Annotated in this window: 19 protein-coding genes; 14 read left to right on the top strand and 5 right to left on the bottom strand. The window is 62.4% G+C overall.

What is annotated here, in order from left to right:
* Window positions 1-346 precede the first annotated feature (346 nt).
* The gene (locus BLO80_RS09075) at window positions 347-1,723 is read right to left on the bottom strand and encodes an L-serine ammonia-lyase (protein ID WP_092333371.1); all 1,377 of its coding nucleotides are present in this window, start codon (window positions 1,721-1,723) and stop codon (window positions 347-349) included.
* A gap of 425 nt (window positions 1,724-2,148) precedes the next feature.
* On the opposite strand from BLO80_RS09075, the gene BLO80_RS09070 reads away from it, so the two are divergent.
* The 12 genes from BLO80_RS09070 to yccS all read left to right on the top strand — a co-directional run bounded on the left by BLO80_RS09070 (window position 2,149) and on the right by yccS (window position 19,779).
* Window positions 2,149-3,096: a choline ABC transporter substrate-binding protein gene (locus tag BLO80_RS09070; protein WP_092333373.1), complete on the top strand. Its 948-nt coding sequence runs from the start codon at window positions 2,149-2,151 to the stop codon at window positions 3,094-3,096.
* Window positions 3,097-3,167: 71 nt separating this feature from the next.
* The gene (gene choW / locus BLO80_RS09065) at window positions 3,168-4,013 is read left to right on the top strand and encodes a choline ABC transporter permease subunit (RefSeq protein WP_092333375.1); all 846 of its coding nucleotides are present in this window, start codon (window positions 3,168-3,170) and stop codon (window positions 4,011-4,013) included.
* Entirely contained in the window at window positions 4,010-5,188 is a 1,179-nt protein-coding gene (choV, locus tag BLO80_RS09060; protein WP_060740268.1) for a choline ABC transporter ATP-binding protein, read from the top strand. Before choW ends, choV begins: the two co-directional genes overlap by 4 nt.
* Window positions 5,189-5,576: 388 nt before the next feature.
* On the top strand, window positions 5,577-6,197 hold the full coding sequence (betI, locus tag BLO80_RS09055) for a transcriptional regulator BetI (protein WP_092333377.1): 621 nt from the start codon (window positions 5,577-5,579) through the stop codon (window positions 6,195-6,197).
* Between the two features lie 79 nt (window positions 6,198-6,276).
* Entirely contained in the window at window positions 6,277-7,749 is a 1,473-nt protein-coding gene (gene betB, locus BLO80_RS09050) for a betaine-aldehyde dehydrogenase (RefSeq protein WP_092333379.1), read from the top strand.
* Window positions 7,750-7,967: 218 nt separating this feature from the next.
* Window positions 7,968-9,671 (top strand): choline dehydrogenase, encoded by a 1,704-nt coding sequence (gene betA / locus BLO80_RS09040; RefSeq protein ID WP_092333383.1) that lies wholly within the window; start codon window positions 7,968-7,970, stop codon window positions 9,669-9,671.
* Window positions 9,672-10,041: 370 nt separating this feature from the next.
* Window positions 10,042-11,484 (top strand): TldD/PmbA family protein, encoded by a 1,443-nt coding sequence (locus tag BLO80_RS09035; protein WP_092333386.1) that lies wholly within the window; start codon window positions 10,042-10,044, stop codon window positions 11,482-11,484.
* Window positions 11,484-12,821: a TldD/PmbA family protein gene (locus tag BLO80_RS09030; RefSeq protein WP_092333388.1), complete on the top strand. Its 1,338-nt coding sequence runs from the start codon at window positions 11,484-11,486 to the stop codon at window positions 12,819-12,821. Before BLO80_RS09035 ends, BLO80_RS09030 begins: the two co-directional genes overlap by 1 nt.
* A gap of 109 nt (window positions 12,822-12,930) precedes the next feature.
* Window positions 12,931-14,358 (top strand): multidrug transporter subunit MdtD, encoded by a 1,428-nt coding sequence (gene mdtD / locus BLO80_RS09025; protein WP_092333390.1) that lies wholly within the window; start codon window positions 12,931-12,933, stop codon window positions 14,356-14,358.
* A 306-nt stretch (window positions 14,359-14,664) separates the two neighbouring features.
* Complete coding sequence (gene dbpA / locus BLO80_RS09015; RefSeq protein WP_256217155.1) at window positions 14,665-16,002, top strand: ATP-dependent RNA helicase DbpA; 1,338 nt, start codon at window positions 14,665-14,667, stop codon at window positions 16,000-16,002.
* Between the two features lie 160 nt (window positions 16,003-16,162).
* Complete coding sequence (locus BLO80_RS09010; protein WP_092202832.1) at window positions 16,163-17,341, top strand: BaiN/RdsA family NAD(P)/FAD-dependent oxidoreductase; 1,179 nt, start codon at window positions 16,163-16,165, stop codon at window positions 17,339-17,341.
* 254 nt (window positions 17,342-17,595) lie between these two features.
* Window positions 17,596-19,779 carry a YccS family putative transporter gene (yccS, locus tag BLO80_RS09005; protein WP_092333392.1) on the top strand — a complete coding sequence of 728 codons (2,184 nt, stop codon included), beginning with the start codon at window positions 17,596-17,598 and terminating at the stop codon, window positions 19,777-19,779.
* Between the two features lie 119 nt (window positions 19,780-19,898).
* Here the strand turns inward: yccS and BLO80_RS09000 are convergent, their stop codons facing one another.
* Window positions 19,899-20,636 carry a substrate-binding periplasmic protein gene (locus tag BLO80_RS09000; protein ID WP_092333394.1) on the bottom strand — a complete coding sequence of 246 codons (738 nt, stop codon included), beginning with the start codon at window positions 20,634-20,636 and terminating at the stop codon, window positions 19,899-19,901.
* A gap of 259 nt (window positions 20,637-20,895) precedes the next feature.
* Between BLO80_RS09000 and BLO80_RS08995 the strand changes: the two genes are divergently transcribed.
* The gene (locus BLO80_RS08995; RefSeq protein ID WP_092333396.1) at window positions 20,896-21,348 is read left to right on the top strand and encodes a GNAT family N-acetyltransferase; all 453 of its coding nucleotides are present in this window, start codon (window positions 20,896-20,898) and stop codon (window positions 21,346-21,348) included.
* Window positions 21,349-21,473: 125 nt separating this feature from the next.
* On the opposite strand, the gene BLO80_RS08990 is transcribed toward BLO80_RS08995, so the two are convergent.
* From BLO80_RS08990 to BLO80_RS08980, 3 genes are read right to left on the bottom strand one after another with little or no spacing between them, the layout of a single operon-like run.
* On the bottom strand, window positions 21,474-21,770 hold the full coding sequence (locus BLO80_RS08990) for a winged helix-turn-helix domain-containing protein (RefSeq protein WP_092333398.1): 297 nt from the start codon (window positions 21,768-21,770) through the stop codon (window positions 21,474-21,476).
* Window positions 21,771-21,774: 4 nt separating this feature from the next.
* Window positions 21,775-22,278, bottom strand: coding sequence for a M48 metallopeptidase family protein (locus BLO80_RS08985; protein WP_092202844.1), 504 nt, complete (start codon window positions 22,276-22,278; stop codon window positions 21,775-21,777).
* A gap of 41 nt (window positions 22,279-22,319) precedes the next feature.
* Entirely contained in the window at window positions 22,320-24,443 is a 2,124-nt protein-coding gene (locus tag BLO80_RS08980) for a putative bifunctional diguanylate cyclase/phosphodiesterase (protein ID WP_092333400.1), read from the bottom strand.
* A 322-nt stretch (window positions 24,444-24,765) separates the two neighbouring features.
* Here BLO80_RS08980 and BLO80_RS08975 point away from each other — a divergent pair, with 322 nt between their 5' ends.
* Window positions 24,766-25,434 carry a polysaccharide lyase family 7 protein gene (locus tag BLO80_RS08975; protein WP_092333402.1) on the top strand — a complete coding sequence of 223 codons (669 nt, stop codon included), beginning with the start codon at window positions 24,766-24,768 and terminating at the stop codon, window positions 25,432-25,434.
* Window positions 25,435-25,660 lie beyond the last annotated feature (226 nt).

Genomic DNA, 25,660 nt, shown 5'->3' with positions numbered 1-25,660 from the left:
AGCAGTTCGGTAGCACTTGTGGGAACTGGGCTGCGCGGCTTGCGCAAGGGGTAGCACCACAGGTGCGGGTGACGGACGGTCGAGCGCGATTCAGCGGTTGGCCCGGCAATGGGTGCCTTGTCTGTTTGCGACGCGCTAAAAGGTGGCGTGTTTCAGGATGGGTGTGCATTTTGTGAGCGATTCTAAGAACAACCCGTGGCGAGGGAGCTTGCTCCCGCTCGACCGCGCAGCGGTCGCAAATCCTATTACGCGATAACGGTGAAACACCACGATCAGGCCTTGGGGTTGCTTCGCAACCCAGCGGGAGCAAGCTCCCTCGCCACAGAGAGCCCCGGCAATGCGTGCTTCAGCACTCCACCGCACTGACCGCCAGGCCGCCGCGCGAGGTTTCTTTATATTTGTCATGCATGTCGGCACCGGTATCACGCATGGTGCGGATCACCCGGTCCAGGGAGATGAAATGCTGGCCATCCCCGCGTAGGGCCATTTGTGCGGCGTTGATGGCCTTGACCGCGGCGATCGCGTTGCGCTCGATGCACGGCACCTGCACCAGGCCGCCCACCGGGTCGCAGGTCAGACCCAAGTTGTGTTCCAGGCCGATTTCCGCCGCGTTGCACAGTTGCTCCGGCGTGGCCCCGAGGATTTCCGCCAGGCCCGCCGCCGCCATGGCGCAGGCCGATCCCACCTCGCCTTGGCAACCGACCTCGGCGCCGGAGATCGATGCGTTCTTTTTGCAGAGGATCCCGACGGCCGCCGCAGCGAGGAAATAATCCACGACATTGGCGTCGGTGACCGCTTCGCTGAATTTCATGAAATAGTGCAGCACCGCCGGAATGATCCCCGCCGCACCGTTGGTCGGCGCCGTGACCATGCGTCCGCCAGCCGCGTTCTCCTCGTTGACCGCCAGGGCGAACAGGTTGACCCACTCCATGGCGCTGAGGGTCGAGCCGATGACATTGGGCTTGTTCAGCTCTTGCAGGCTGCGGTGCAACTTGGCCGCCCGCCGACGCACATTCAAACCGCCCGGCAGGATGCCTTCGTGCTTGAGGCCCTGCTCGACGCAATCCTGCATGGCCCGCCACAGTTTCATCAGGCCACTGCGGATCTCTTCTTCGGACCGCCAGACCTTTTCGTTGGCCAGCATCAACTCGGCTACCCGCAAGTTGTGGGTACGGCACAGCTCAAGCAATTCTTCGGCACTGGAGAAATCGTAAGGCAGCTCAGTGCTGTCCAGATCCACCACGCCGCTGGAGGCCTGGGCCTGATCGACGACAAAGCCGCCGCCCACCGAGTAATAAGTGTCACGGTGCAGCTCGCCGCCGTTGCCCTCGGCCACCAGCGTCATCGCATTGGGATGGAACGGCAGGTTCTCGTCGATCAGGCGCATGTCCCGGGACCATACGAACGGCACCGGCAGGCGACCGTCGAGCAGCAGGGTCTGGGTTTCACGCAGCAGCTCGATGCGCGGGCCGATCTGCGACGGGTCGATTGCGTCCGGCCACTCCCCCATCAGGCCCATGATCACGGCGTTGTCGCTGCCGTGGCCGATGCCGGTGGCCGACAGCGAACCGAACAATTGCACCTCGACCCGACGCACATCATTGAGCAGGGCCTTTGCCTTCAGCGCTTCAACGAACAGCGCCGCGGCACGCATGGGGCCCACGGTGTGGGAACTGGACGGGCCGATACCGATTTTGAACAAGTCGAAAACGCTGATTGCCATTGCCGATAACCTCCAGAACAGGCACATCCGGGCGCAGGAGCGTCCGGTGACGGAGCTGCTACGCTCAACGCCGGGATGGCCGCATCATCCGGTTTTTGCCTTGGCGCCCGACGTCTGACACCGACGCAATCATGCCCACCAGCGCCGCCCGTCCCTGACCCCGGTTCTGCGGCGTTTTTCTGCGTGTCAGAGGCCCATCAGGGGCGGAAAAAATCTGTAAACGACGTCACCGACACTGGATGCGACCATCCCTGTACTGGATACGACTCACCCTGTAGGCGTCAGATTTGCACTGGTACATGATCGGTTACGGCTCGTTTGCAAGGCCGCGTGTCAGAGAGTGCCCACGCGCCACCAACCGCAACATCCAATTAAGCGTGGTTGTCCTGACCGGACACCGCCGATAAAACACCAGGAGTCCACCCATGAAAGGTTCCAAGCCGTTGTTGTTGGCCGCCATGCTGAGTCTTCCGATGCTGGCCAACGCTGCAGAACCCGAAAAGTGCAGCACCGTCAACTTCTCCGATGTCGGCTGGACCGACATTACCGTGACCACGGCGACCACCAGCGTGGTGCTGGACGCCCTGGGCTACAAGACCAAGACCACCATGATTTCCGTGCCGGTGACCTACAAGTCCCTGGCCGATGGCAAGAACATGGATGTATTCCTCGGCAACTGGATGCCGACCATGGAAAACGACATCAAGGCCTACCGCGAAGCCGGCACCGTGGAAACCGTGCGCACCAACCTCAAGGGCGCCAAGTACACCCTCGCCGTGCCCCAGGCCCTGTATGACAAAGGTCTGCATGACTTCGCCGACATCCCCAAATTCAAGAAAGAGCTGGACGGCAAGATCTACGGCATCGAACCGGGCAACGACGGCAACCGCCTGATCCAGAGCATGATCGAAAAGAACGCCTTCGGCCTGAAGGACGCCGGCTTCAAAGTCGTCGAGTCGAGTGAAGCGGGCATGCTCTCGCAGGTCGACCGCGCCTCCAAGCGTGGCACCGACGTGGTGTTCCTCGGCTGGGCGCCACACCCGATGAACACGCGTTTCAAGATCCAGTACCTGACCGGCGGCGACGACTTCTTCGGCCCCAATTTCGGTGCCGCTACCGTGGCGACCAACACCCGCAAGGGCTACAGCCAGGAATGCAGCAACGTTGGCCAGCTGTTGAAAAACCTGGAGTTCACCGTCGACATGGAAAGCCAGCTGATGGGCAACGTGCTCGACGACAAGATGAAACCCGAGGCCGCCGCCAAGGCCTGGCTGAAGAAAAACCCACAGGTACTCGATACCTGGCTCGCTGGCGTGACCACCATTGACGGTAAACCTGGCCTGGAAGCCGTGAAAGCCAAACTTGCGCAATAACTGCTGATGTTATGCCGGGCGAGTTCGCTCGCCCGGGCTGTTTATTCCCTTGCATGCGGACGTTCACTACCATGCTTATTGATCAGAAAATACCTTTGGGCCAGTACATCGCGGGCTTTGTCGAATGGTTGACGCAACACGGCGCCAACACATTCGACGCAATCGCGCTGTTCCTGGAAACGATGATTCACGGCGTGACGTTTGCGCTGACCTGGTTCAACCCCCTGGCCTTGATCGGCCTCATTGCGCTATTGGCGCACTTCATCCAGCGCAAATGGGGCCTGACCGTATTCGTCATCGCGTCCTTCCTGCTGATCCTCAACCTGGGGTACTGGCAAGAAACCATGGAAACCCTCGCCCAGGTGTTGTTCGCGACCCTGGTCTGTGTGCTGATCGGCGTGCCGCTGGGCATTGTCGCCGCGCACAAGCCGATGTTCTATACCCTGATGCGTCCGGTGCTCGATCTGATGCAGACCGTACCGACCTTCGTCTACCTCATTCCTACCCTGACCCTTTTCGGTCTGGGTGTGGTCCCGGGCCTGATCTCCACGGTGGTGTTCGCGATTGCCGCGCCCATCCGCCTGACCTACCTGGGCATCCGCGACGTTCCGGACGAGCTGATGGACGCCGGCAAAGCCTTCGGCTGCTCCCGCCGCCAACTCCTGTCGCGTATCGAACTGCCCCATGCGATGCCCAGCATCGCGGCCGGTATCACCCAGTGCATCATGCTGTCGTTGTCGATGGTGGTGATCGCCGCGCTGGTGGGTGCCGATGGCCTGGGCAAACCCGTGGTCAACGCACTGAACACCGCCGATATCGCCCTGGGCTTCGAAGCCGGCCTGGCGATCGTATTGCTGGCGATCATGCTCGACCGCATCTGCAAACAACCCGACGCTAAAGTAGGGGGTGACGCATGAGCATCATTCGTTTCGAAGACGTCGATGTTATTTTCTCCAACCGCCCCAAGGCCGCGCTGGACCTGCTGGACAAGGGTTTTTCGCGCCCAGAGATCCTGCAGCAGACCGGCCTGATCGTCGGCGTGGAAAAAGCCAGCCTGTCTATCGAGAAGGGCGAGATCTGCGTCCTGATGGGCCTTTCCGGCTCAGGCAAATCCAGCCTGCTGCGCTGCATCAACGGCTTGAACACGGTCAGTCGTGGCAAGTTGTTCGTCGAGCATGAAGGGCGGCAGATCGACATCGCTTCCTGCTCCCCCGCCGAACTGAAGATGATGCGCACCAAGCGCATCGCCATGGTGTTCCAGAAGTTCGCCCTGATGCCCTGGCTGACCGTGCGCGAGAACATCAGCTTCGGCCTGGAAATGCAGGGCCGTCCCGAGAAGGAACGGCGCAAGCTGGTGGATGAGAAGCTTGAGCTGGTGGGCCTGACCCAGTGGCGCAACAAGAAACCCGACGAGCTGTCCGGCGGTATGCAGCAACGGGTCGGCCTGGCCCGCGCCCTGGCGATGGACGCCGACATCCTGCTGATGGACGAACCGTTTTCGGCACTCGACCCGCTGATCCGCCAAGGCCTGCAGGACGAACTGCTGGAACTGCAGCGCAAACTGCAAAAGACCATCGTGTTCGTCAGCCATGACCTGGACGAAGCCCTGAAGCTGGGCACGCGGATCGCGATCATGAAGGACGGCAAGATCATCCAGTACAGCAAGCCGGAAGAAATCGTGCTGAACCCGGCGGACGACTATGTGCGCACCTTCGTCGCCCACACCAACCCACTCAACGTCCTGTGCGGTCGCAGCCTGATGCGCACCCTGGACAACTGCAAGCGCATCAACGGTTCGGTCTGCCTGGATCCGGGCGGCGACTCCTGGCTCGACCTGGCCGAAGGCAACACCATCAAAGGCGCCCGGCAGAACGGCGCGGTCCTGGACCTGCAAAACTGGGCACCGGGCCAGTCGGTGGAAGAGCTGGGCCGGCGTCCGACCCTGGTGGACTCCAACATCGGCATGCGCGACGCGTTGCAGATCCGCTACCAGACCGGCAACAAACTGGTGCTCCACGATAACCAGAAAGTCGTCGGGATCCTGGGCGACAGCGAGCTGTACCACGCACTGCTCGGCAAGAACCTGGGCTGAGCCCACGCACACAAACGCCGCGAGATGATCGCGGCGTTTTTGTTTGTGCAGTGCTGACTGCTGACTGCTGACAAGCTTGGCCTGGAATGCAAACAACTGTGGCGAGGGGATTTATCCCCTCGCCACAACAGTATTCCAACTATCAATCGGCGTCAGGCCTTCACACCAACCGACGAGTGTTATAAAGACATCCCGAAAAAGACCTCGCCCCTGCGGCGGGTTTCCATGTGCCTTCAAGCGCCCTTTACACGTGGAAATCCGACAAGCAGCGACGACGTGTCATAGAACTTTGTTTTTGTTGATTGAACGTTCAATCAAAACAAAATAGACTGGCCCTCGCCATGACGGACTGCACTCGTCCGCCTGCAGGCCTAAGGAGATGTGCTAGATGCCCAAGGTCGGTATGCAACCCATCCGCCGCCAACAATTGATCGAAGCCACGTTGCAAGCGGTCGATCAGGTCGGCATGGGGGACGCCAGCATTGCGCTGATCGCTCGTTTGGCTGGTGTCTCCAACGGCATCATCAGTCACTACTTTCAGGACAAGAACGGCCTGATCGCGGCCACGGCCCAATACCTGATGAGCGTCCTGAGCGAAAACGTCACCGCACGCCGCCAGGCACTGGAGGACACCAGCCCGCGGGCTCACCTCAAGGTGATCATCGAAGGCAACTTCGACGCCAGCCAGGTCAATGGCCCGGCAATGAAAACCTGGCTGGCCTTTTGGGCCACCAGCATGCACCACCCGTCTTTGCACAGGTTGCAGCGGATCAACGATCACCGTCTGTATTCCAACCTGTGCTGCCAGTTCCGCCGCCTGTTGCCCGTCGATCAGGCACGCAGCGCGGCACGGGGCCTGGCCGCGTTGATTGACGGCTTGTGGCTGCGCGGAGCGCTGTCGGGAGACGCGTTCGATACCGCCCAGGCGCACCAGATCGCATACGAATACATGGATTTCCAACTGGCCAAGGCAGGGGTGCCAGAGCACACAGAACCGCTCGACTCCTGAACCGCCACCGCAGCGCGTAGTCAGCTATGAACGACACGCTCGGTGGCCAGCCAACCACTCATGCACTTGCGAGGACTTTATGGCCCGTTTCGAACTGCAAAAACTCTACATCGATGGCGCGTACAGCGATGCCAGCGGCGACGCCACTTTCGAAGCCATCAACCCGGCCAACGGTGAAGTACTCGCCCTGGTGCAGCGCGCAACGTTCGAGGACGTGGAGCGCGCCGTGGTCAGCGCCGAAAAGGGCCAGAAAGTCTGGGCCGCCATGACCGCCATGCAGCGCTCGCGCATCCTGCGCCGCGCCGTGGACATCCTGCGCGAGCGCAACGATGAGCTGGCCGCCCTGGAAACCCTGGACACCGGCAAGGCCTACTCCGAAACCCGCTACGTCGACATCGTCACCGGTGCTGATGTGCTGGAATACTACGCCGGCCTGGTGCCCGCCATCGAAGGCGAGCAGATCCCGTTGCGCGACACGTCTTTCGTCTACACCCGTCGCGAGCCCCTGGGCGTAGTGGCCGGTATCGGCGCGTGGAACTACCCGATCCAGATCGCCCTGTGGAAATCCGCACCGGCCCTGGCAGCCGGTAACGCGATGATCTTCAAACCGAGTGAAGTCACCTCGCTGACCACCTTGAAACTGGCCGAGATCTATACCGAAGCCGGCGTTCCAGCGGGTGTGTTCAACGTATTGACCGGCAGCGGCCGTGAAGTCGGCACCTGGCTGACCGAGCACCCGCGCATCGAGAAAATCTCCTTCACCGGCGGCACCGACACCGGCAAGAAAGTCATGGCCAGCGCCTCGAGCTCTTCGCTCAAGGACGTGACCATGGAGCTGGGCGGCAAGTCGCCGTTGATCATCTGCGACGATGCCGACCTGGACCGCGCCGCCGACACTGCGATGATGGCCAACTTCTACAGCTCCGGCCAGGTCTGCACCAACGGCACCCGCGTGTTCGTGCCGAGCCACCTCAAGGCGGCCTTCGAAGCCAAGATCGCCGAGCGTGTGGCGCGCATCCGCATCGGCAATCCAGAAGACGAAAACACCAATTTCGGCCCGCTGGTGAGCTTCGCCCACATGGAAAGCGTGTTGGGCTACATCGAGAAAGGCAAGGCCGAAGGCGCGCGCCTGCTGTGCGGCGGCGGTCGCCTGACCGACGGCGAATTCGCCAAGGGCGCGTTCGTCGCCCCGACCGTGTTCACCGATTGCACCGACGAGATGACCATCGTGCGCGAGGAAATCTTCGGCCCAGTGATGAGCATCCTCACCTATGACACCGAAGAAGAAGTGATCCGCCGCGCCAACGACACTGACTTCGGCCTGGCCGCCGGCGTCGTGACCCGCGACCTGAACCGCGCCCACCGTGTGATCCACCAGCTTGAAGCCGGTATCTGTTGGATCAACGCCTGGGGCGAGTCCGACGCCAAGATGCCGGTGGGCGGCTACAAGCAATCGGGCGTGGGCCGTGAGAACGGTATCAGTTCGCTGAACAACTTCACCCGCATCAAGTCGGTGCAGGTCGAACTGGGCGATTACGCGTCGGTGTTCTGATCTGACCCCAGACCTGGGGCCGGGCTGAGGCTTTTTGTGGCGAGGGAGCTTGCTCCCGCTGGGCTGCGAAGCAGCCCCAAACCAGCCCCACAGGTCATCCAGACAGAACACGGTCGCTTTGCATGCGACTGCTGCGCAGCCGAGCGGGAGCAAGCTCCCTCGCCACAAGGGCACTCGGCAACCGCGACCTGAACCCAATTCAAAAGAGGGTGCATTTCATGTCCCAAGAATTCGATTACATCATCATCGGTGCCGGCTCGGCCGGTAACACCCTGGCCACCCGCCTGACCGAAGACGAGGGCGTCACCGTCCTGCTGCTCGAAGCCGGCGGCCCGGACTATCGCCTGGACTTTCGCACGCAAATGCCTGCCGCCCTGGCGTTCCCGCTGCAAGGCCGGCGCTACAACTGGGCCTACGAGACCGACCCGGAGCCGCACATGAACGGTCGCCGCATGGAATGCGGTCGCGGCAAGGGCCTGGGCGGTTCTTCGCTGATCAACGGCATGTGCTACATCCGCGGCAACGCCCTGGACTATGACAACTGGGCAAAACTGCCTGGCCTCGAGGACTGGACGTACCTGGACTGCCTGCCCTACTTCAGAAAAGCGGAGACCCGGGACATCGGCCCGAACGACTACCACGGCGGCGACGGCCCGGTCAGCGTGACCACGCCCAAGGCCGGCAACAACCCGTTGTTCCACGCCATGGTCGAAGCTGGCGTACAGGCCGGTTACCCGCGTACCGAAGACCTCAACGGCTACCAGCAGGAAGGTTTCGGGCCGATGGACCGTACCGTCACGCCCAACGGCCGTCGGGCCAGCACCGCACGCGGTTACCTGGACATCGCCAAGAAGCGCTCGACCCTGACCATCGTCACCCACGCCCTGACCGACAAGATCCTGTTCGAAGGCAAGCGTGCGGTCGGCGTGCGTTACCTGGTGGGCGCCGCTGAAGAGCGTGTCGAAGCCCGGGCACGCAAGGAAGTGCTGCTGTGCTCCGGCGCCATCGCCTCGCCACAGATCCTGCAACGCTCCGGCGTCGGCCCGGCGCGATTGCTGGAAAGCCTCGACATTCCGGTGGTCCATGACCTGCCGGGGGTCGGTGAGAACCTGCAGGATCATCTGGAGCTGTACCTGCAATACGCCTGCACCCAACCGGTTTCGCTGTACCCGTCGCTGCTCTGGTACAACCAGCCCGCCATCGGTGCCGAATGGCTGTTCAACGGCACCGGTATCGGCGCCAGCAACCAGTTCGAGGCCGGCGGCTTCATCCGCACCCGCCCGGAATTCGATTGGCCGAACATCCAATACCACTTCCTGCCGGTGGCGATTAACTACAACGGCAGCAACGGCGTGAAGGAACACGGTTTCCAGGCGCACATGGGCTCCATGCGCTCGCCGAGCCGCGGCCGGATCCAGGCCAAGTCCAAGGACCCGCGCCAGCACCCGAGCATCCTGTTCAACTACATGGCGACCGAGCAGGACTGGCAGGAGTTTCGCGACGGCATCCGCCTGACCCGCGAGATCATGCAGCAACCGGCCCTCGACCCGTTCCGCGGGCGTGAGATCAGCCCGGGCATCGAGGTGCAGACGGACGCGCAACTGGACCAGTTCATCCGCGAACACGCCGAAACCGCGTTCCACCCGTCCTGCTCGTGCAAGATGGGCACCGACGACATGGCGGTGGTGGATGGCGAAGGTCGCGTGCATGGCATGCAAGGCCTGCGCGTGGTGGATGCCTCGATCATGCCGATCATCACCACCGGCAACCTGAACGCGCCGACGATCATGATCGCCGAGAAAATCGCCGACAAGATCCGCGGTCGCCAGCCATTGCCACGCAGCACCGCCCCGTACTACGTGGCCGGCGACGCGCCGGTGCGCGGCAAGCCACTGCGGGAAGTGGGACCAATGGCTCAGTAAGACTCAGGAGCGCCATCGCGAGCAAGCTCGCTCCCACAAAGGGCACGGTGGCTGGCACAGATCTTGTGCTCGCCGAAAGGCCCATGTGGGAGCGAGCTTGCTCGCGATGGCGGTGGATCGGCTTGCATCAATGTCGGATGTACCGCCGTCTTCGCGGGCAAGCCCGCTCCCACAAAGGCACGACGGCCGGCCACGGATTCCGTGGTCGCCGAAGATCCAGTGTGGGAGCGGGCTTGCTCGCGAAAGCGTCCGCCCTGACAACCTCAGTATTCCTTCTACCTTGATCCCACCCCCACCCCAGGCCTAATCTAGAGCCGCCGCGTCAAATCACCGCAATGCGCCGCCCCCTCGCTCCAGACAAGGAGGTTCCATGTTCGACTTCCACCCCCAGCTCAAGCAGCGTTTTGCTGCCTTGCGCACGGGCGCTGAATTCTTTTCCCTGCGTTACGTGCGCGAATCCGGCCAGCATTTGTCGGTGCGCAAGAATGTCGCCGAACCGCCCAGCCTGAACCGTGATGAAGGTGCGATGCTCACCGCGCGGGTCAACGGTGTCGAGGCGTATGCCGCCACCAACGACCTGTCCCAGGCCGGTCTGCAAGCGGCACTGGAACGCGCCGAACAGCATGCTCGCCAGCTCAAGCCCCATGCCTTGCTCGACCTGCGCGAGCAAGCCGTGTCCAGTGACCGCGCCGATTACTTCTCGCCGTATTTCGACCAGGCTTTCCCCTCCCTGAGCGATTGTTACCAGTTGCTCGGCGACGAATCGGCTGCGGTGCCCCAGGACGAGCGCCTGGTGAACTGGCAGGCCAGCATCGGCCTGACCCAGGTCGAGCAGATCTACCTCAACAGTGCCGGCGCTGAACTGCGCCAGGCCCAACGCTTCATCTACCCGGCCCTGGATGTCACCGCCTTCGACGGCCACGACAGCCAGACACGCACCCTGGGCCGGGAAAATTTCGGCCAGCAGGGCGGCTTCGATGTGATCAGCCGCTGCGGCCTGATCGGTGCCGGGCCGAAAATCGCCGACCAGGCCCTGCAGTTGCTGATGGCGCCGAACACGCCGCAAGGCCCCCGCGACCTGCTGCTGATGCCCGACCAGATGATGCTGCAGATCCACGAGTCCATCGGCCATCCGCTGGAACTGGACCGCATCCTGGGGGACGAACGCAATTACGCCGGCACCAGCTTCGTCAAAGCCAGCGATTTCGGCCACCTGCAATACGGCTCCCGCCTGTTGAACGTGACCTTCGACCCGAACATTCCCGAAGAACTGGCCAGCTACAGCCACGACGATGACGGCAGCGCCGCCAGCAAACAGTTCCTGATTCGCGAAGGCCTGTTGCTGCGTCCTCTGGGCGGCGCGCTGTCGCAATTCCGCGCCGGCCTCGACGGTGTCGCCAACAGCCGCGCCTGCGGCTGGAATCGGCCACCCATCGACCGCATGGCGAACCTGAACATCGAACCCGGCGACCAGTCCCTGGCGCAACTGATCCAGGGCATTGAACGGGGCGTGCTGATGCGCACCAACCGCTCCTGGTCCATCGACGACGCCCGCAACAAATTCCAGTTCGGCTGCGAGTGGGGCCAGTTGATCGAGAACGGCGAGCTCAAGGGCGTGGTGAAGAACCCCAACTACCGGGGCATTTCCGCGCAATTCTGGAAGAGCCTGCGCGCGGTGGGCGATGCCAGCACCTTGCAGGTCCTGGGCACGCCGAACTGTGGCAAGGGCGAACCGAACCAGGTCATCCGCGTCGGCCATGCGTCGCCAGCCTGCGTGTTCAGTAACGTCGATGTGTTTGGGGGAGATGCCTGATGAGCACTTTCAACAATCAGGCCGGGGCATTCAAGGCCTTGGTCGACTGGCTGCGCGATGCGTTGCATGAATCCGAACAGTTCACCCTCGGCTACGCCGCCGAGTCTTCGGCCTTCGTCCGTTTCAACCATGGCAAGGTCCGCCAGGCCGGGCAGGTGCAGCAAGCCAATGTCAGTTTCAAACTGATCGACGACGGGCGCCACGCCGACCTGCAGATCACCTTGTCCGGCGACCCCGAGACGGACTTGCAACGCCTGGCCGAAGGCCTGCAACAACTGCGCGAAACCTTGCCGCTGCTGCCCCGCGATCCCTACCTGCTGCTCAACCCCGACCACTGGCAAAGCAACAATGTGCAGGACCATCCATTGCCCGAGACGGAACAGGCCGTTGCCGAAATCACCCGCGCCGCCGAAGGCCTGGACCTGGTGGGGTTCTATGCCGCCGGGCCCATCAGCCGTGGTTTCGCCAGTTCTTCGGGGGCGTTCGGCTGGCATCAGGCCAACAGCTTCAACTTCGATTTCAGCCTGTTCCATGACAATGGCCAGGCGGTGAAAGCCAGCTATGCCGGGCATGAATGGAGCAGCGACGGATTTGCCCGGCGCTTCGCACAGGCCCGCGAGCAACTGGCATTCCTTGGCCGCCCGCTGCGCACGTTACCGCCCGGCGAATATCGCGCCTACCTGGCGCCGGCCGCGCTGGAAGAGATCATGGGCATGCTCAGTTGGGGCGGGTTCTCGGCCCGTGCAATCGCCAGCAAGCAAAGCCCGCTGCAGAAGTTCTACGCAGGCGAAGCCCACTTCAGCCCCAACGTGTGGCTGGCGGAGCAGGTCAGCGGCTCCTTGAGCCCGGCGTTTTCCGACGAAGGTTATCCCCGCGATGACCTGGGGCTGATCGCCAAGGGCACGGCCAATGCGCGACTGGTCAACTCCCGCAGCGCCGCCGAATATGGCCTCGCGGCCAACGGCGCCAGCAGCTACGAATACCCTACGGCGCTGGACATGCGGGGCGGACAACTGGAGCAAAAACACATTCTCGAAGCACTCGGCACCGGGCTGTACATCAGCAACCTCTGGTACCTGAACTACTCGGACCAACCGGCGGCGCGCCTGACCGGCATGACCCGCTTCGCCACGTTCTGGGTCGAGAATGGCCAGATCGTGGCGCCGGTCAGCACCATGCGTTTCGACGACAGCGTCTACAGCCTGCTCGGCTCGCAACTCGAGAGCCTGACCCGAGAGCGGGAACTTCTGCTCTCGGCCAGCACCTACAGCCAGCGGGCCACGGCCTCGATGCTGTTGCCGGGGGCGCTGGTGAAGCGGTTGACCTTGACGCTGTAAAGAAGCATCGCGGGCAAGCCATGCTCCCACAGGATGTACGCCGCACATGTGGAAGCAAGGCTTGCCCGCGATGAAGCCAACAGACACCCGACCACAAACAAGAGGTCCCATGCCCAACCGCGCCCCGCTCGACGCCGTCACCGCCCGCTGGCTTCCATGGGTCGTGGCGATTGCCTTCTTCATGCAGTCCCTCGACGGGACCATCCTCAACACCGCCCTGCCCGCCATGGCCCGTGACCTGGCGGAAAACCCGCTGCGCATGCAGGGCGTGATCATCGCCTACATGCTCACCGTGGCGTTGCTGATCCCGGGCTCGGGCTGGATCGCCGACCGTTTTGGCACCAAGAAGATCTTCTTCGGGGCGATCCTGCTGTTCAGCTTCGGCTCGTTGCTGTGCGCCTTGTCCAGTTCATTGAGCATGCTGATCGGTGCCCGGGTCATCCAGGGCCTGGGCGGTGCGCTGATGCTGCCGGTGGGCAGGCTGGTGGTGCTGCGGGCGTATCCGCGCTCGGAACTGGTGCGGATCATGGGCTTCATCACCATCCCCGGCCTGCTCGGCCCACTGATCGGGCCGACCATGGGTGGCTGGATGGTCGAGTACCTGACGTGGCACTGGATCTTCATCATCAACCTGCCGGTGGGCGTGATCGGTTGTTATGCCGTGTGGAAGTTCATCCCCGACCTGCGTGGCAGCGAGCGCACCCGGTTCGATGGGCTGGGGTTCCTGCTGTTCGGCGCGGCGATGGTGCTGATCACCATCGCCATGGAGGGCCTGGGCGAACTGCACTTGCCGCACCTGCGGGTGATGTTGCTGCTGTTCGGCGGCATGGCCTGCCTGGCGGCCTACTGGCTGCGGGCCGGGCATGTCGAGAACGCGCTGTTCCCGCCGTCGTTGTTCAAGACTCGCACCTTCGCGGTGGGCATCCTCGGCAACCTGTTCGCGCGCCTGGGCAGCGGCGCCTTGCCGTTCCTGGTGCCGTTGCTGCTGCAAGTCGCCCTCGGCTATTCACCGTCCCAGGCCGGCATGAGCATGCTGCCCCTGGCGGCGGCAGCCATGGTCGCAAAATCCGTGGCCCGACCGCTGATCGAACGCCTGGGCTATCGCATCGTCCTGACCGGCAATACCGTGGCCCTGGGCGTGATGCTGGCAAGCATGGGCCTGGTCAGCGAACAGACGCCGTACTGGCTGTTGCTGGCGCAACTGGCGGTGCTGGGGGCGATCAACTCGCTGCAATTCACTGCGATGAACACCGTGACCCTGATCGACCTGGACGATGCCAGCGCCAGCAGCGGCAACAGCCTGTTGTCGGTGGTGGCGCAACTGTCCCTGAGCCTCGGCGTGGCCTGCGCCGGTGCCCTGCTCGGCGGCTTTACCGCCCAGGTGGGCAACGACGGGGTGGAGACGGTGCTGGGCGCGTTCCAGCTGACATTCGTGACGGTGGGGATCATGGCGATGCTGGCGGCGACGATCTTTTCCCAGTTGTCCAAGCAGGATGGACGGCGGCAGAAACGTCCCGATGAGCATATCGAGCATTAACCCAGGCGCTTGGAACGCTGTCTGGGCATGTTGGCTCTTGTGGCGAGGGAGCTTGCTCCCGCTGGGGTGCGAAGCGCCCCCAAAATCGGTCAACACGGCGTACCTGAAATATCGCGTCGCCTGGGTTACGACTGCTGCGCAGCCGAGCGGGAGCAAGCTCCCTCGCCACAGGGGCCACACCACGCTCGTCCAGAACTTTCGAAGAAAGTGGCACGAGGCTGCTACACTGCGCGACATTTTGTTTTGCAGGCCAGTCCCGTGACCACCATTGCCACCGCTTTTAATACTTTGCCGCTGTCCGCCGCCATGCTGGCTAACCTCGAATCACTCGGTTATGCCCAGATGACGCCGATCCAGGCGCAAAGCTTGCCGGTGATCCTCAAGGGCATGGACCTGATCGCCCAGGCCAAGACCGGCAGCGGCAAGACCGCCGCCTTCGGCATCGGCCTGCTGAACCCGATCAACCCGCGTTTCTTCGGCTGCCAGGCACTGGTGATGTGCCCGACCCGCGAGCTGGCTGACCAGGTCGCCAAGGAAATCCGTCGCCTGGCCCGCGCCGAAGACAACATCAAGGTCCTGACCCTGTGCGGTGGCGTGTCCTTCGGCCCACAGATCGCTTCCCTCGAACACGGCGCCCACATCATCGTCGGCACGCCGGGACGCATCCAACAGCACCTGCGCAAGGGTTCGCTGGTGCTCGACGGCCTCAACACGCTGATCCTCGACGAAGCCGACCGCATGCTCGACATGGGCTTCTACGACGCCATCGAAGACATCATCCAGCAGACCCCGGAACGCCGCCAGACGCTGCTGTTCTCCGCCACCTACCCGGTGGGTATCAAGCAACTGTCGTCCAAGTTCATGCGCAACCCGCAGCAAGTGAAGGCCGAGGCGTTTCACTCCGACGCGCAGATCGAGCAGCGCTTCTATGAAATCTCCCCCGAGGAGCGCATGGACGCGGTGGTCAAGGTGCTGGCGCATTTCCGCCCGGCCTCGTGCGTGGCGTTCTGCTTCACCAAGCAGCAGGTCCAGGAAACCGTCGACCACCTGACCGCCAAGGGCATTTCCGCCGTTGGCCTGCACGGCGACCTGGAACAGCGCGACCGCGACCAGGTGCTGGCGATGTTCGCCAACCGCAGCACCTCGGTGCTGGTGGCAACCGACGTGGCGGCCCGCGGCCTGGACATCGATGCCCTGGACATGGTGATCAACGTCGAACTGGCCCGGGACTCGGAAATTCACATCCACCGCGTCGGCCGCACCGGGCGCGCCGGTGAGAAAGGCATCGCCATCAGCCTGGTGGCGCCGTCCGAAGCCCACCGCGCCCAGGCCATCGAGCAACTGCAGAAGTCGCCCCTGAGCTGGGACCAACTGGACAACCTCAAGCCCCAAGGCGGCGGCCCGCTACTGCCGGCCATGAGCACCCTGTGCATCGGCGCCGGGCGCAAGGACAAGGTCCGCCCCGGCGACATCCTCGGCGCCCTGACCGGCGAGGCCGGCATTCCCGGCGCCCAGGTCGGCAAGATCGCGATCTTCGATTTCCAGGCCTATGTGGCCGTGGAACGCGGCATCGCCAAGCAGGCCCTGCAACGCCTGAACGATGGCAAGATCAAGGGCCGCTCGTTGCGGGTGCGGATCCTGTAAAGCGATCTGCAACCCGATGAAGATCCCTATGTGGGAGCGGGCTTGCTCGCGAATGCGGTGTGTCAGTCCATTCAATGTTGGCTGATACACCGCATTCGCGAGCAAGCCCGCTCCCACATGGTTTTATCGGTGAAATTAAAATTTGTGTGAGGACACCGTTTTGCGCTCTACCGAAGTCGTGATCATTGGCGCTGGCGCCGCGGGGTTGATGTGTGCGCTGACCGCGGCCGCGCGCGGGCGGCAGGTGATGCTGCTGGACCACGCCAACAAGGCCGGCAAGAAGATCCTCATGTCCGGCGGTGGACGCTGCAATTTCACCAACATGTACACCGAGCCGGGCAACTTCCTGTCGCAGAACCCGCACTTCTGCAAGTCGGCCCTGGCCCGCTACACCCAGTGGGACTTCATCGCGCTGGTGGCCAAGCACGGCGTGCCCTATCACGAGAAAAAGCTCGGCCAGTTGTTCTGCGATAACAAGTCCAGCGACATCCTCGGCCTGCTGCTGGATGAATGCGACCAGGCCGGCGTCAGCCTGCACCTCGACACGTCAATCACCCAGATCGAAAAAACCGACGGCGGCTACCTGCTGCAAACCACCCTCGGCGCCCTCGCCTGCCAATCCCTGGTGATCGCCACGGGCGGGCTGTCGATCCCGACCCTGGGGGCGACCGGCTTCGGTTATCAGGTGGCGAAACAGTTTGGCCATGCGCTGCTGCCGACCCGCGCCGGGCTGGTGCCGTTCACCATCACCGATCAGCTCAAGGCGCTGTGTACCGAACTGTCGGGCACCTCGGTGGATTGCCTGGTGAGCTGCAACGACCAGAGCTTTCGCGAGAACATCCTGTTCACCCATCGCGGCCTGAGCGGGCCGGCGATCCTGCAGATTTCCTCATTCTGGGAGCCGGGGGACACGGTGCAGATCAACCTGCTGCCCGACCACGACGTGCCGCAATGGCTGCAACAGCAGCAGGCCGAACGCCCCAACAGCGAACTCAAGACCCTGTTGGGCGAGTTGTTCACCAAGAAGATGGCCAACCTGCTGGCCGACACCTGGTTCGTCTCCAAACCCATGAAGCAGTACACCCACGGAGAACTGGCGGACATCGCCGAGAAACTGGCGAGCTGGAACGTCGTCCCGGCGGGCACCGAAGGCTACCGCACCGCCGAAGTCACCCTGGGCGGCGTCGACACCCGGGAAGTCTCGTCCAAGACCATGGAATCGTTGAAAAGCCCCGGCCTGTATTTCATCGGCGAAGTGCTGGACGTCACCGGGCACCTGGGCGGCTTCAACTTTCAATGGGCGTGGGCTTCGGGGTATGCGGCGGCGCAGTACGTCTGATCCGGCACGATTTGAATGTGGCAGTAACCCTGTGGGAGCGAGCTTGCTCGCGATTGTGGTGGTTCAGTCAACATCAATGTGACAGGACTGCCGCTATCGCGAGCAAGCTCGCTCCCACAGGGGGCCAGTGGTATTTTCTGGATCGCACTCACACGCGCCGGAACACTTTTTGCTGCCAGATGTGATCGCCGCCATTGCGTCGGCGTCATTACTGCCTCAATTTAGCGTCATTGCCCGTCAGGCCCGTGCACTTCATGTCATCGAACTCGTTTAGCCAGTCTTTGCGTCGCCTTTGGGCGTTGGATAAGTTCAGTTATAGCGTGCGAGTCTTCATCGCCCTGACCGGCAGCATGGGGCTTTGCTGGTATCTCGACGAGATGGCGCTGCTGATTCCCCTCTTCCTGGGCATCATCGCCAGCGCCCTGGCCGAGACCGACGACAGTTGGCAGGGCCGCCTCAACGCGCTGGCCGTAACGCTGGTGTGCTTTACCATCGCGGCGTTGTCGGTGGAGTTGCTGTTCCCGTATCCCGTCCTGTTCATCATCGCCCTGGCCCTGGCGAGCTTCGGCCTGACCATGCTCGGGGCCCTGGGCGAACGTTATGGCGCGATTGCCTCGGCCACCTTGATTCTTTCGGTCTACACCATGATCGGCGTGGACCAGCGCGGCGGCGCGGTCACCGATTTCTGGCACGAACCCTTGCTGTTGGTGGCCGGCGCCGCGTGGTACGGCCTGCTCTCGGTGCTGTGGCACGCGCTGTTTTCCAACCAACCGGTGCAGCAAAGCCTGGCGCGGCTGTTCCGCGAATTGGGACGCTACCTCAAACTCAAATCGTCGCTCCTCGAGCCGATCCGCCAACTCGACGTCGAGGCCCGTCGCCTGGAACTGGCCCAGCAGAATGGCCGGGTGGTCGCCGCGCTCAACAGCGCGAAGGAAATCATCCTGCACCGCGTGGGCAACGGCCGGCCGGGCTCGAAGGTCAGTCGCTACCTGAAGCTGTACTTCCTGGCCCAGGACATCCACGAACGCGCCAGTTCCTCCCACTATCCCTACAACGCCCTGGCCGAAGCCTTCTTCCACAGCGACGTGCTGTTCCGCTGCCAGCGCCTGCTGCGCCAGCAAGGCAAGGCCTGCCAGGCGCTGGCCGAGTCGATCCAACTGCGTCAGCCGTTCATCTACGACGACACCTTCGCCGAGGCCCTCAACGACCTGCACGCGTCCCTCGAGCACTTGCGCATCCAGAGCAACCCGGCCTGGCGTGGCTTGCTGCGTTCGTTACGGGCGCTGGCGGCGAACCTGGGCACCCTGGATCGCCTGCTCAGCGACGCGAGCAACCCTGACGCCCTGGCCGACGCCACCGACAGCAGCCTGCTGGACCGCTCGCCGCGCACCCTCAAGGACGTCTGGCTGCGCCTGCGCACCCAGCTCACGCCCACCTCGCTGCTGTTCCGCCATGCCTTGCGCTTGCCCCTGGCTTTGAGCGTGGGTTACGCCGTGGTGCACATGATCCACCCGTCCCAGGGCTATTGGATCATCCTCACCACGCTGTTCGTGTGCCAACCCAACTACGGCGCCACCCGGCGCAAGCTCGGCCAGCGGATCATCGGCACCGCCATCGGCCTGACGGTAGCCTGGGCGTTGTTCGACCTGTTTCCCAATCCGCTGGTGCAGTCGTGCTTCGCCATTGCCGCCGGGGTGGTGTTCTTTACCAACCGTACCACCCGCTACACCCTGGCGACGGCGGGGATCACCATCATGGTGCTGTTCTGCTTCAACCAAGTGGGCGATGGCTATGGTCTGCTGCTGCCGCGGCTGTTCGATACCTTGCTCGGCAGCCTGATCGCCGGGCTGGCGGTGTTCCTGTTCCTGCCCGACTGGCAAGGTCGGCGGCTGAACAAAGTGCTGGCCAACACGCTGACCTGCAACAGCATTTACCTGCGCCAGATCATGCAGCAGTACGCCGTTGGCAAAAGTGACGACCTGGCCTATCGCCTGGCGCGACGCAACGCCCACAACGCCGATGCCGCGCTGTCCACCACGCTGGCCAACATGCTGATGGAGCCGGGGCACTTCCGCAAGGAAGCCGATGTGGGGTTCCGCTTCCTGGTGCTGTCCCACACCCTGCTCAGTTACTTGTCCGGCCTGGGCGCCCACCGGGGCACCGAACTGCCGACGGAAGTGCGCGAACAGTTGATCGACGGTGCCGGGGTGAAACTGGCAGCGAGCATCGACGAAATCGCCCAGGGCCTGGCGAGTAAACAGCCGATCGCGATCCAGAGCGACGAAGAGGAAGCCTTGGCCAGCGAGCTTGAGCAGATGCCCGATGAAATCGACGAAGGACAGCGCCTGGTGCAGACGCAGTTGGGGTTGATCTGTCGACAGTTGGGGCCGTTGCGGACCTTGGCCGCGCATCTGATCAAGGACACCAGCGCGACTTGAGAGTTGGTGAATGGGCCGGCCTCTTCGCGAGCAAGCCCGCTCCCACATTTGGAATGCGTACTCCTGTGGGAGCGGGCTTGCTCGCGAAGAGGCCAGTCCAGGCAACTCAACCCTTGAGCTCACATCCCATGTTGCTTGAGCAATCGCTCATAACTCCCGTCCGCCTTCATCGCCGCAATCTCCCGATCGAACCCGGCCACGATCTGCTCATGCTCCGGGTTCTTCAGGCTGACCAGGATGTGCAGGCTGTTTTCGCTCAAGGGTTTGGGCAGGAACTCCACGGCGCTGCGCACCTTGGGCGATTCGCGTGCCAGGTAATAGCGGGCGACGAACTCGTCTTCCAGGGTCAACTTCACGCGGTCGGCAGCCACCATGCGCACCGCCATGGCGAAGTTATGCACCGGGACTTTCTGCATTTGCGGGTCTGCATCGAAGTCCTTGGAATAGGCATAACCACGCACGACAGCGATGGGATAGGCACGTAGCTGTTGCAGGCTGTCGAACTGGATCGCCTCGTCCTTGCGCTTGATGAAGCGCACGCGGTTGATCAGGTATTCGGCCGAAAACCGGCCTATATGGGTGCGCTCCTCGCTGTACCAGGCGTTGATCAGCACGTCATAGCGGCCTTCGCCGATGCCCAGCATCGCCCGGGCCCAGGGCACCTGTTCGAAGTCCGTGGCATAGCCGGCCCGCGCCAGGGCGGTGCTGACGATATCGGTCGCCAGGCCGCCATTTATCAAGGTGGAATCGGTAAAGGGCGGCCAGGCATCGGCGACCAGGCGCAACTTTTGCGCGCAAGCCTCGTAGCTCAGCAACAGCAACCCGATCAATGCAAGAGTTCGATGCAATCGCGGCATGCCAAACGTCCTTGACGGGTTCAAAGCCCGGTTTTTTTTAGCCGAAACTCAACAGGCATCCTCGGACACCCGGTCCTAACATTAGCTCATTGGAACCGCAGCGCAGGGCTGTCACGAAGATTACACAAAGACGATAGCACCGCGACAAAGGAATGATGGCATTTTGGTCTTTGTCACAGATTTTCCTGTCGCGCGAGCAAGAGACTTCCGAGCCAACCACGCTTAATATCGGCAGCAGGTTCTTCAGGAAATTCAAAAAATGGATATCGAGTGGGTCTGCAAACATCACAGTGACCTGAGCAAGGAACAGCTGTATGCCATCCTCAAATTGCGCTCCGACGTGTTCGTCGTCGAGCAGAACTGCGCCTACCCGGACGTCGACGGACTGGACCTGGAGGGCGACACCTGCCACCTGATGGCCTGGCACGACAACCACTTGGTGGCCTATCTGCGCTTGCTCGACCCGCACTCGCAGAACAGTGACGTGGTGATCGGGCGCGTGATCATCGCCCCCCAGGCACGCGGCCAGGGGTTGGGCCACACGCTGATGGAACAAGCGCTCAAGCAGGCCAAGAAGCATTGGCCCGGCACATCGATCTCGTTGTCGGCCCAGGCACATTTGCAGGGATACTACGGGCGGTACGGGTTTGAAGCGGTGGGGGTGGAATACCTGGAGGATGGGATTCCACACATCGGTATGCATCGGCCTTGATGACAGCATCGCGAGCAAGCTCGCTCCCACAGTGGATCCAGGTCGTACATCAATTGCCTGTCACCGAAGATCGACGTGGGAGCGAGCTTGCTCGCGATAGGGCCAGCCCAAACACCACCCTACAATCAGGGGTATTCCAACACCGCCTTGATCCGCGGCAGATTCGCCTCGATCCACCCCCGGTCAATCGCCCCCCAGTCGCGAATCCGATAACGCCCGGCGTGGTTGCGAGCGCCTTCCTCTTGTTCGAACTCACACACGATATCCAGGTCCGCCAGCGCCGCGACCGTGTCCTGGGCAGTGCGTCGCGGCATGCCGGTGACTTCAGTGAGCGCCGGGACGTTGCTGGCCGCGCCGCTGTCGATCAGGTAGGCCACGTACAGGCGACGGTAGAAACTGGTCTTGGTCTTGCTCACGTCCATCCGGTCAGTCCTTGTGAGGTTGCAGGTCACGCCAGGTCAGGTACACCCGCAGGTCGAATTCCAGTTGGTGATAGCCCGGCAGCATGTGTTCGCAGAGTTGGTAGAAGGCCTTGTTGTGGTCCGACTCCTTGAAGTGGGCCAACTCGTGCACCACGATCATCTTCAGGAACTCGGGCGCCGCGTCCTTGAACAGCGCCGCGATGCGGATTTCCTTCTTGGCCTTGAGCTTGCCGCCCTGCACCCGCGACACCGCGGTGTGCAGGCCGAGGGCGCGGTGGGTCAGGTCCAGGCGATTGTCGAACAACACCTTGTCGATGGCCGGCGCGTTACGCAGGTATTGCTGCTTGAGGTCCAGCGCATAACCGTACAGGGCCTTGTCGCTCTGGATCGGATGCCGCCCCGGGTAGCGCTGTTGCAGGTAATCGCCCAGGCGGTCCTGGGCGATCAGTTGCTGCACTTGGGCTTGCAGGGCGGCGGGGTAGGCCTGGAGGTATTTGAGCGCGGTCATTGGCGGCAACACAGTCACAAGAGGTCGCCAGTGTAGCGAATTCAGGCCTGCACCGCGCTCCAGTCGAAGGGCGTGGCGAAGGCGCTGGTGTCTTCGGCCATCAACGGGCGCGCCACCAGGAACCCCTGCACGAACTCGCAGCCGTGGGCGTGTAGCCACAGATACTGCTCGCGGGTTTCCACCCCTTCGGCAATGACCCGCAAGCCCAACTGCGTACACAGGTCGATGACCGAGGCGGCCAGCGCGGCATCCCGGGGCGACCCTGGCAGACAGGCGATCAAGTGCCGATCCAGCTTGAGGGTGTCGAGTTCAAGGTCGCGCAGATGCGTCAGCGAACACGGCCCCGAACCGAAGTCATCCAACGCCACGCGCACCCCGAGGTGACGGAGCAGCCGCAATTGCTTACGGGTTTCATCGGGGTTGCGCATCAGCGCATCCTCAGTCACCTCGACCTCCAGTTGCCGCGGTTCCAAGCCATGGCGTTCCAGGACCTGGCGCAACTCGGTCACCAGGTTCGGCATGCCGAACTGAGTGCTGCTCAGGCTTACCCCCAACACCAGGTCGTCAGCGAACAAGCGTTCCCAGACTTTGCGCTGGGCCGCGCTGCAATGATAAATCCAACTGCCCAGCCGACTGATCAATCGCGCCTCTTCCAGCAACGGCAGGAACAGGCCCGGCGGCACATCGCCGACGCTCGGGTGCTGCCAGCGCAACAGCGCCTCGAACCCACGGATCCGCCCGTCGACGATGCTCACCTGCGGCTGGTAGACCAAATTGAAATCGCGGTTCTCGATGGCCGAGCGCACACTCTCTTCCAGCATCAGCCGTGAACGGGCTCGACCGTTCATTTCGTGATCGTAAAAACGGTACTGCTGGCGACCGGCACGCTTGGCTTCGTACATGGCGATGTCGGACGCCCGTAACAACCCGTCGAGGTTGGCGCCACAGTCCGGATACGTGGCGATGCCGATGCTGGCGCCAAGCGCCACGTCCATGCCTTCGATCTGCTGGCAGATCGCGACGCGCTCGATGAGTTTCTCCGCGATCTTGGCCGCTTGCTCCGGGAATTCCAGATCCAGCAACGCCGTGAACTCGTCACCGCCCAGCCGCGCCAGGATATCGAACGGGCGCAGGCTGGCCTTCAACTGCTCCGACACCCAGCGCAATACCCGGTCCCCGGCATCATGGCCCAGCGAGTCATTGACCCGCTTGAAGCCATCGAGGTCCAGGTACAGCAGCACCCAGTTGCTTTCCAGCCGCTCGCTGCGCATCAACAGGTTTTCCGCGGTCTGGTAGAAGCCCCGGCGGTTGAGCAAGCCGGTCAGCGGGTCCGTGACGGCCTGGTATTCGAGCTGCTGGTGCAAGTGGCGAACCACGGACATGTCCTGGAGCGTTACCACCATCGCCTTCTGCTCCGAGGGCAGCGGCGCGCAGGACAAGGCCACCGACACCTGCTGGCCGGGTGCCGTGCGCAGCACCGCGTCATGCAGTCGCCAGGTTTCACCACGCCGATAGGCGTTGTGGATATCGGAATCGACCCACTCGGGAATATGGGGTTTCTGCAGGAAATCCAGGAACGGCATCCCCTGCAGCTGGTCGGCGGTGGCATTGAGCAAACGGCAGGTCGACGGGTTGGCGAAGCGGATACACCCATCCTCATCCACCACCAGGATGCCTTCGGCGGCGTTGTCCAGCACCGAGGCATTGAAGGCCCTGGCCGCTTCGAGATCCTGGCTCAGGCGCTGCAAGGCCCGGCGATTGCGCTGGTGCTCGAGCAATGCCTGGACCTTGGGCTTGAGGATTTGCGGATCGAAGGGCTTGAACAGGTAGTCCACCGCGCCACTGGCGTAGCCCTTGATGACCGCGTCCTGGGATTGCTCGTTGGCGGTCAGGAAAATGATCGGCGTGAGCCGCGTGCGCTGGCTGCCACGCATCAGGCGCGCGACTTCGAAACCGTTCATGTCAGGCATCTGCACATCCAGCAGAACCAGATCGATGTCGTGTTCCAGCAGCAGGTTAAGCGCCTCGACCCCCGAGGACGCAGTCATCACCCGCCAATCCTGCCGCTGCAACAAAGCCCTCATGCTGAGCAGGTTTTCAGGGTAATCATCAACAATCAAAAGGACAGAGGTGTCTTCGCCGGGCGTTGGTTGCGCGCATTCCATGCTGCTTCTCTTATCGGGCGCCACGTCCGTTTTTACGTAGCAAAGCGGACAAATACTGTCCCCTCACTCTAGACCGGGATTTTGAAAAGCAGTAGGTGTCATCACGCCATCACCCGGACAAAGCCCGAAATAGCCGACTAACGGTCACCCTCTTCAGGCACAGAAACTGCAAAGACCCAATCGACGAACAATTGACGTCAAACATTCGCCGAACGGTCAACAAGAAAAAGCCCAGTCCAGCGTTCTGAAACGCTTCAAAAGGGCGGTTTAAAGCCTCCCGCTACGGCGTCCACCCTTACATCTCGACACGCAGGACCTGGACATGATCGATCTCGCAACCTGGAACTTGAGCATCCCCGAAGGCAGCCCACCGGCAACCATTTCAACCCCGCTGCTGGTACAGGGGTTCAAGGACCAATACTTCAACTCCGAAACCGGGACCCTGTTCTTCTGGGCACCGGTGACCGGCGCCAAGACGGAAAACGCGATCTACCCGCGCAGCGAACTGCGGGAGACCTACAGCAACGGTACGTTGCGCAACTGGCTGTACTCGGCGGCGGACAACAAACTGGCCGCGACCCTGACCGTCAACCAAGTGCCCAGCAGCGGCAAGATCGTGATCGGCCAGATCCACGCCAAGGACAGCACCAGCCCCATGGTGAAGCTGGAATACCAGTACAAGACCTACAGTTCCACCGGCAACATCGTCGCCAAGGTCCGCATGCGCCCCGATGACGAATCGGGTCAGGTCATCACCATCGCCACGGGTATCAAGCTGAACCAGTCGTTCTCCTACCTGATTCACCTCAGCCCCGCTGGCGTGCTGACCATCAACGGTGCCGGGTATCAGTGGAATACCAACATCAGCAACACCTGGAGCGACAAGCCGCTGTACTTCAAGGCCGGTGTGTATGTGCAAGACAACACCGGCTACGTCACCGAAGGCGGGAAAGTGACCTTCAGCATGCTGGATATCGATCACAACCTGTGATTGCGCCTTCTCGTAGCGCCATAGCAGCAGGGACGCTGCTTGCCTCGTGCGACAAAAATCTCCCTATCCGCTGCTTGACGCCCCACAACAGGGCGCCATAGACAGATGCCATATCGCCATGTTCCCGGAAAATTCCTACTAGCCGACTAACGGTCAACTGTTTCGGGCACCAAACCGGCAAACGCAACTCTGACGGACTGTTGACGCCAACCCCCCGCCGCACGAA

It is taken from the genome of Pseudomonas sp. NFACC56-3, assembly GCF_900100025.1.
Lineage (GTDB): Bacteria > Pseudomonadota > Gammaproteobacteria > Pseudomonadales > Pseudomonadaceae > Aquipseudomonas > Aquipseudomonas fluorescens_AA.
Note: the sequence above shows the minus strand (reverse complement) of the source record. Positions and strands in the feature narration are given on the sequence as shown.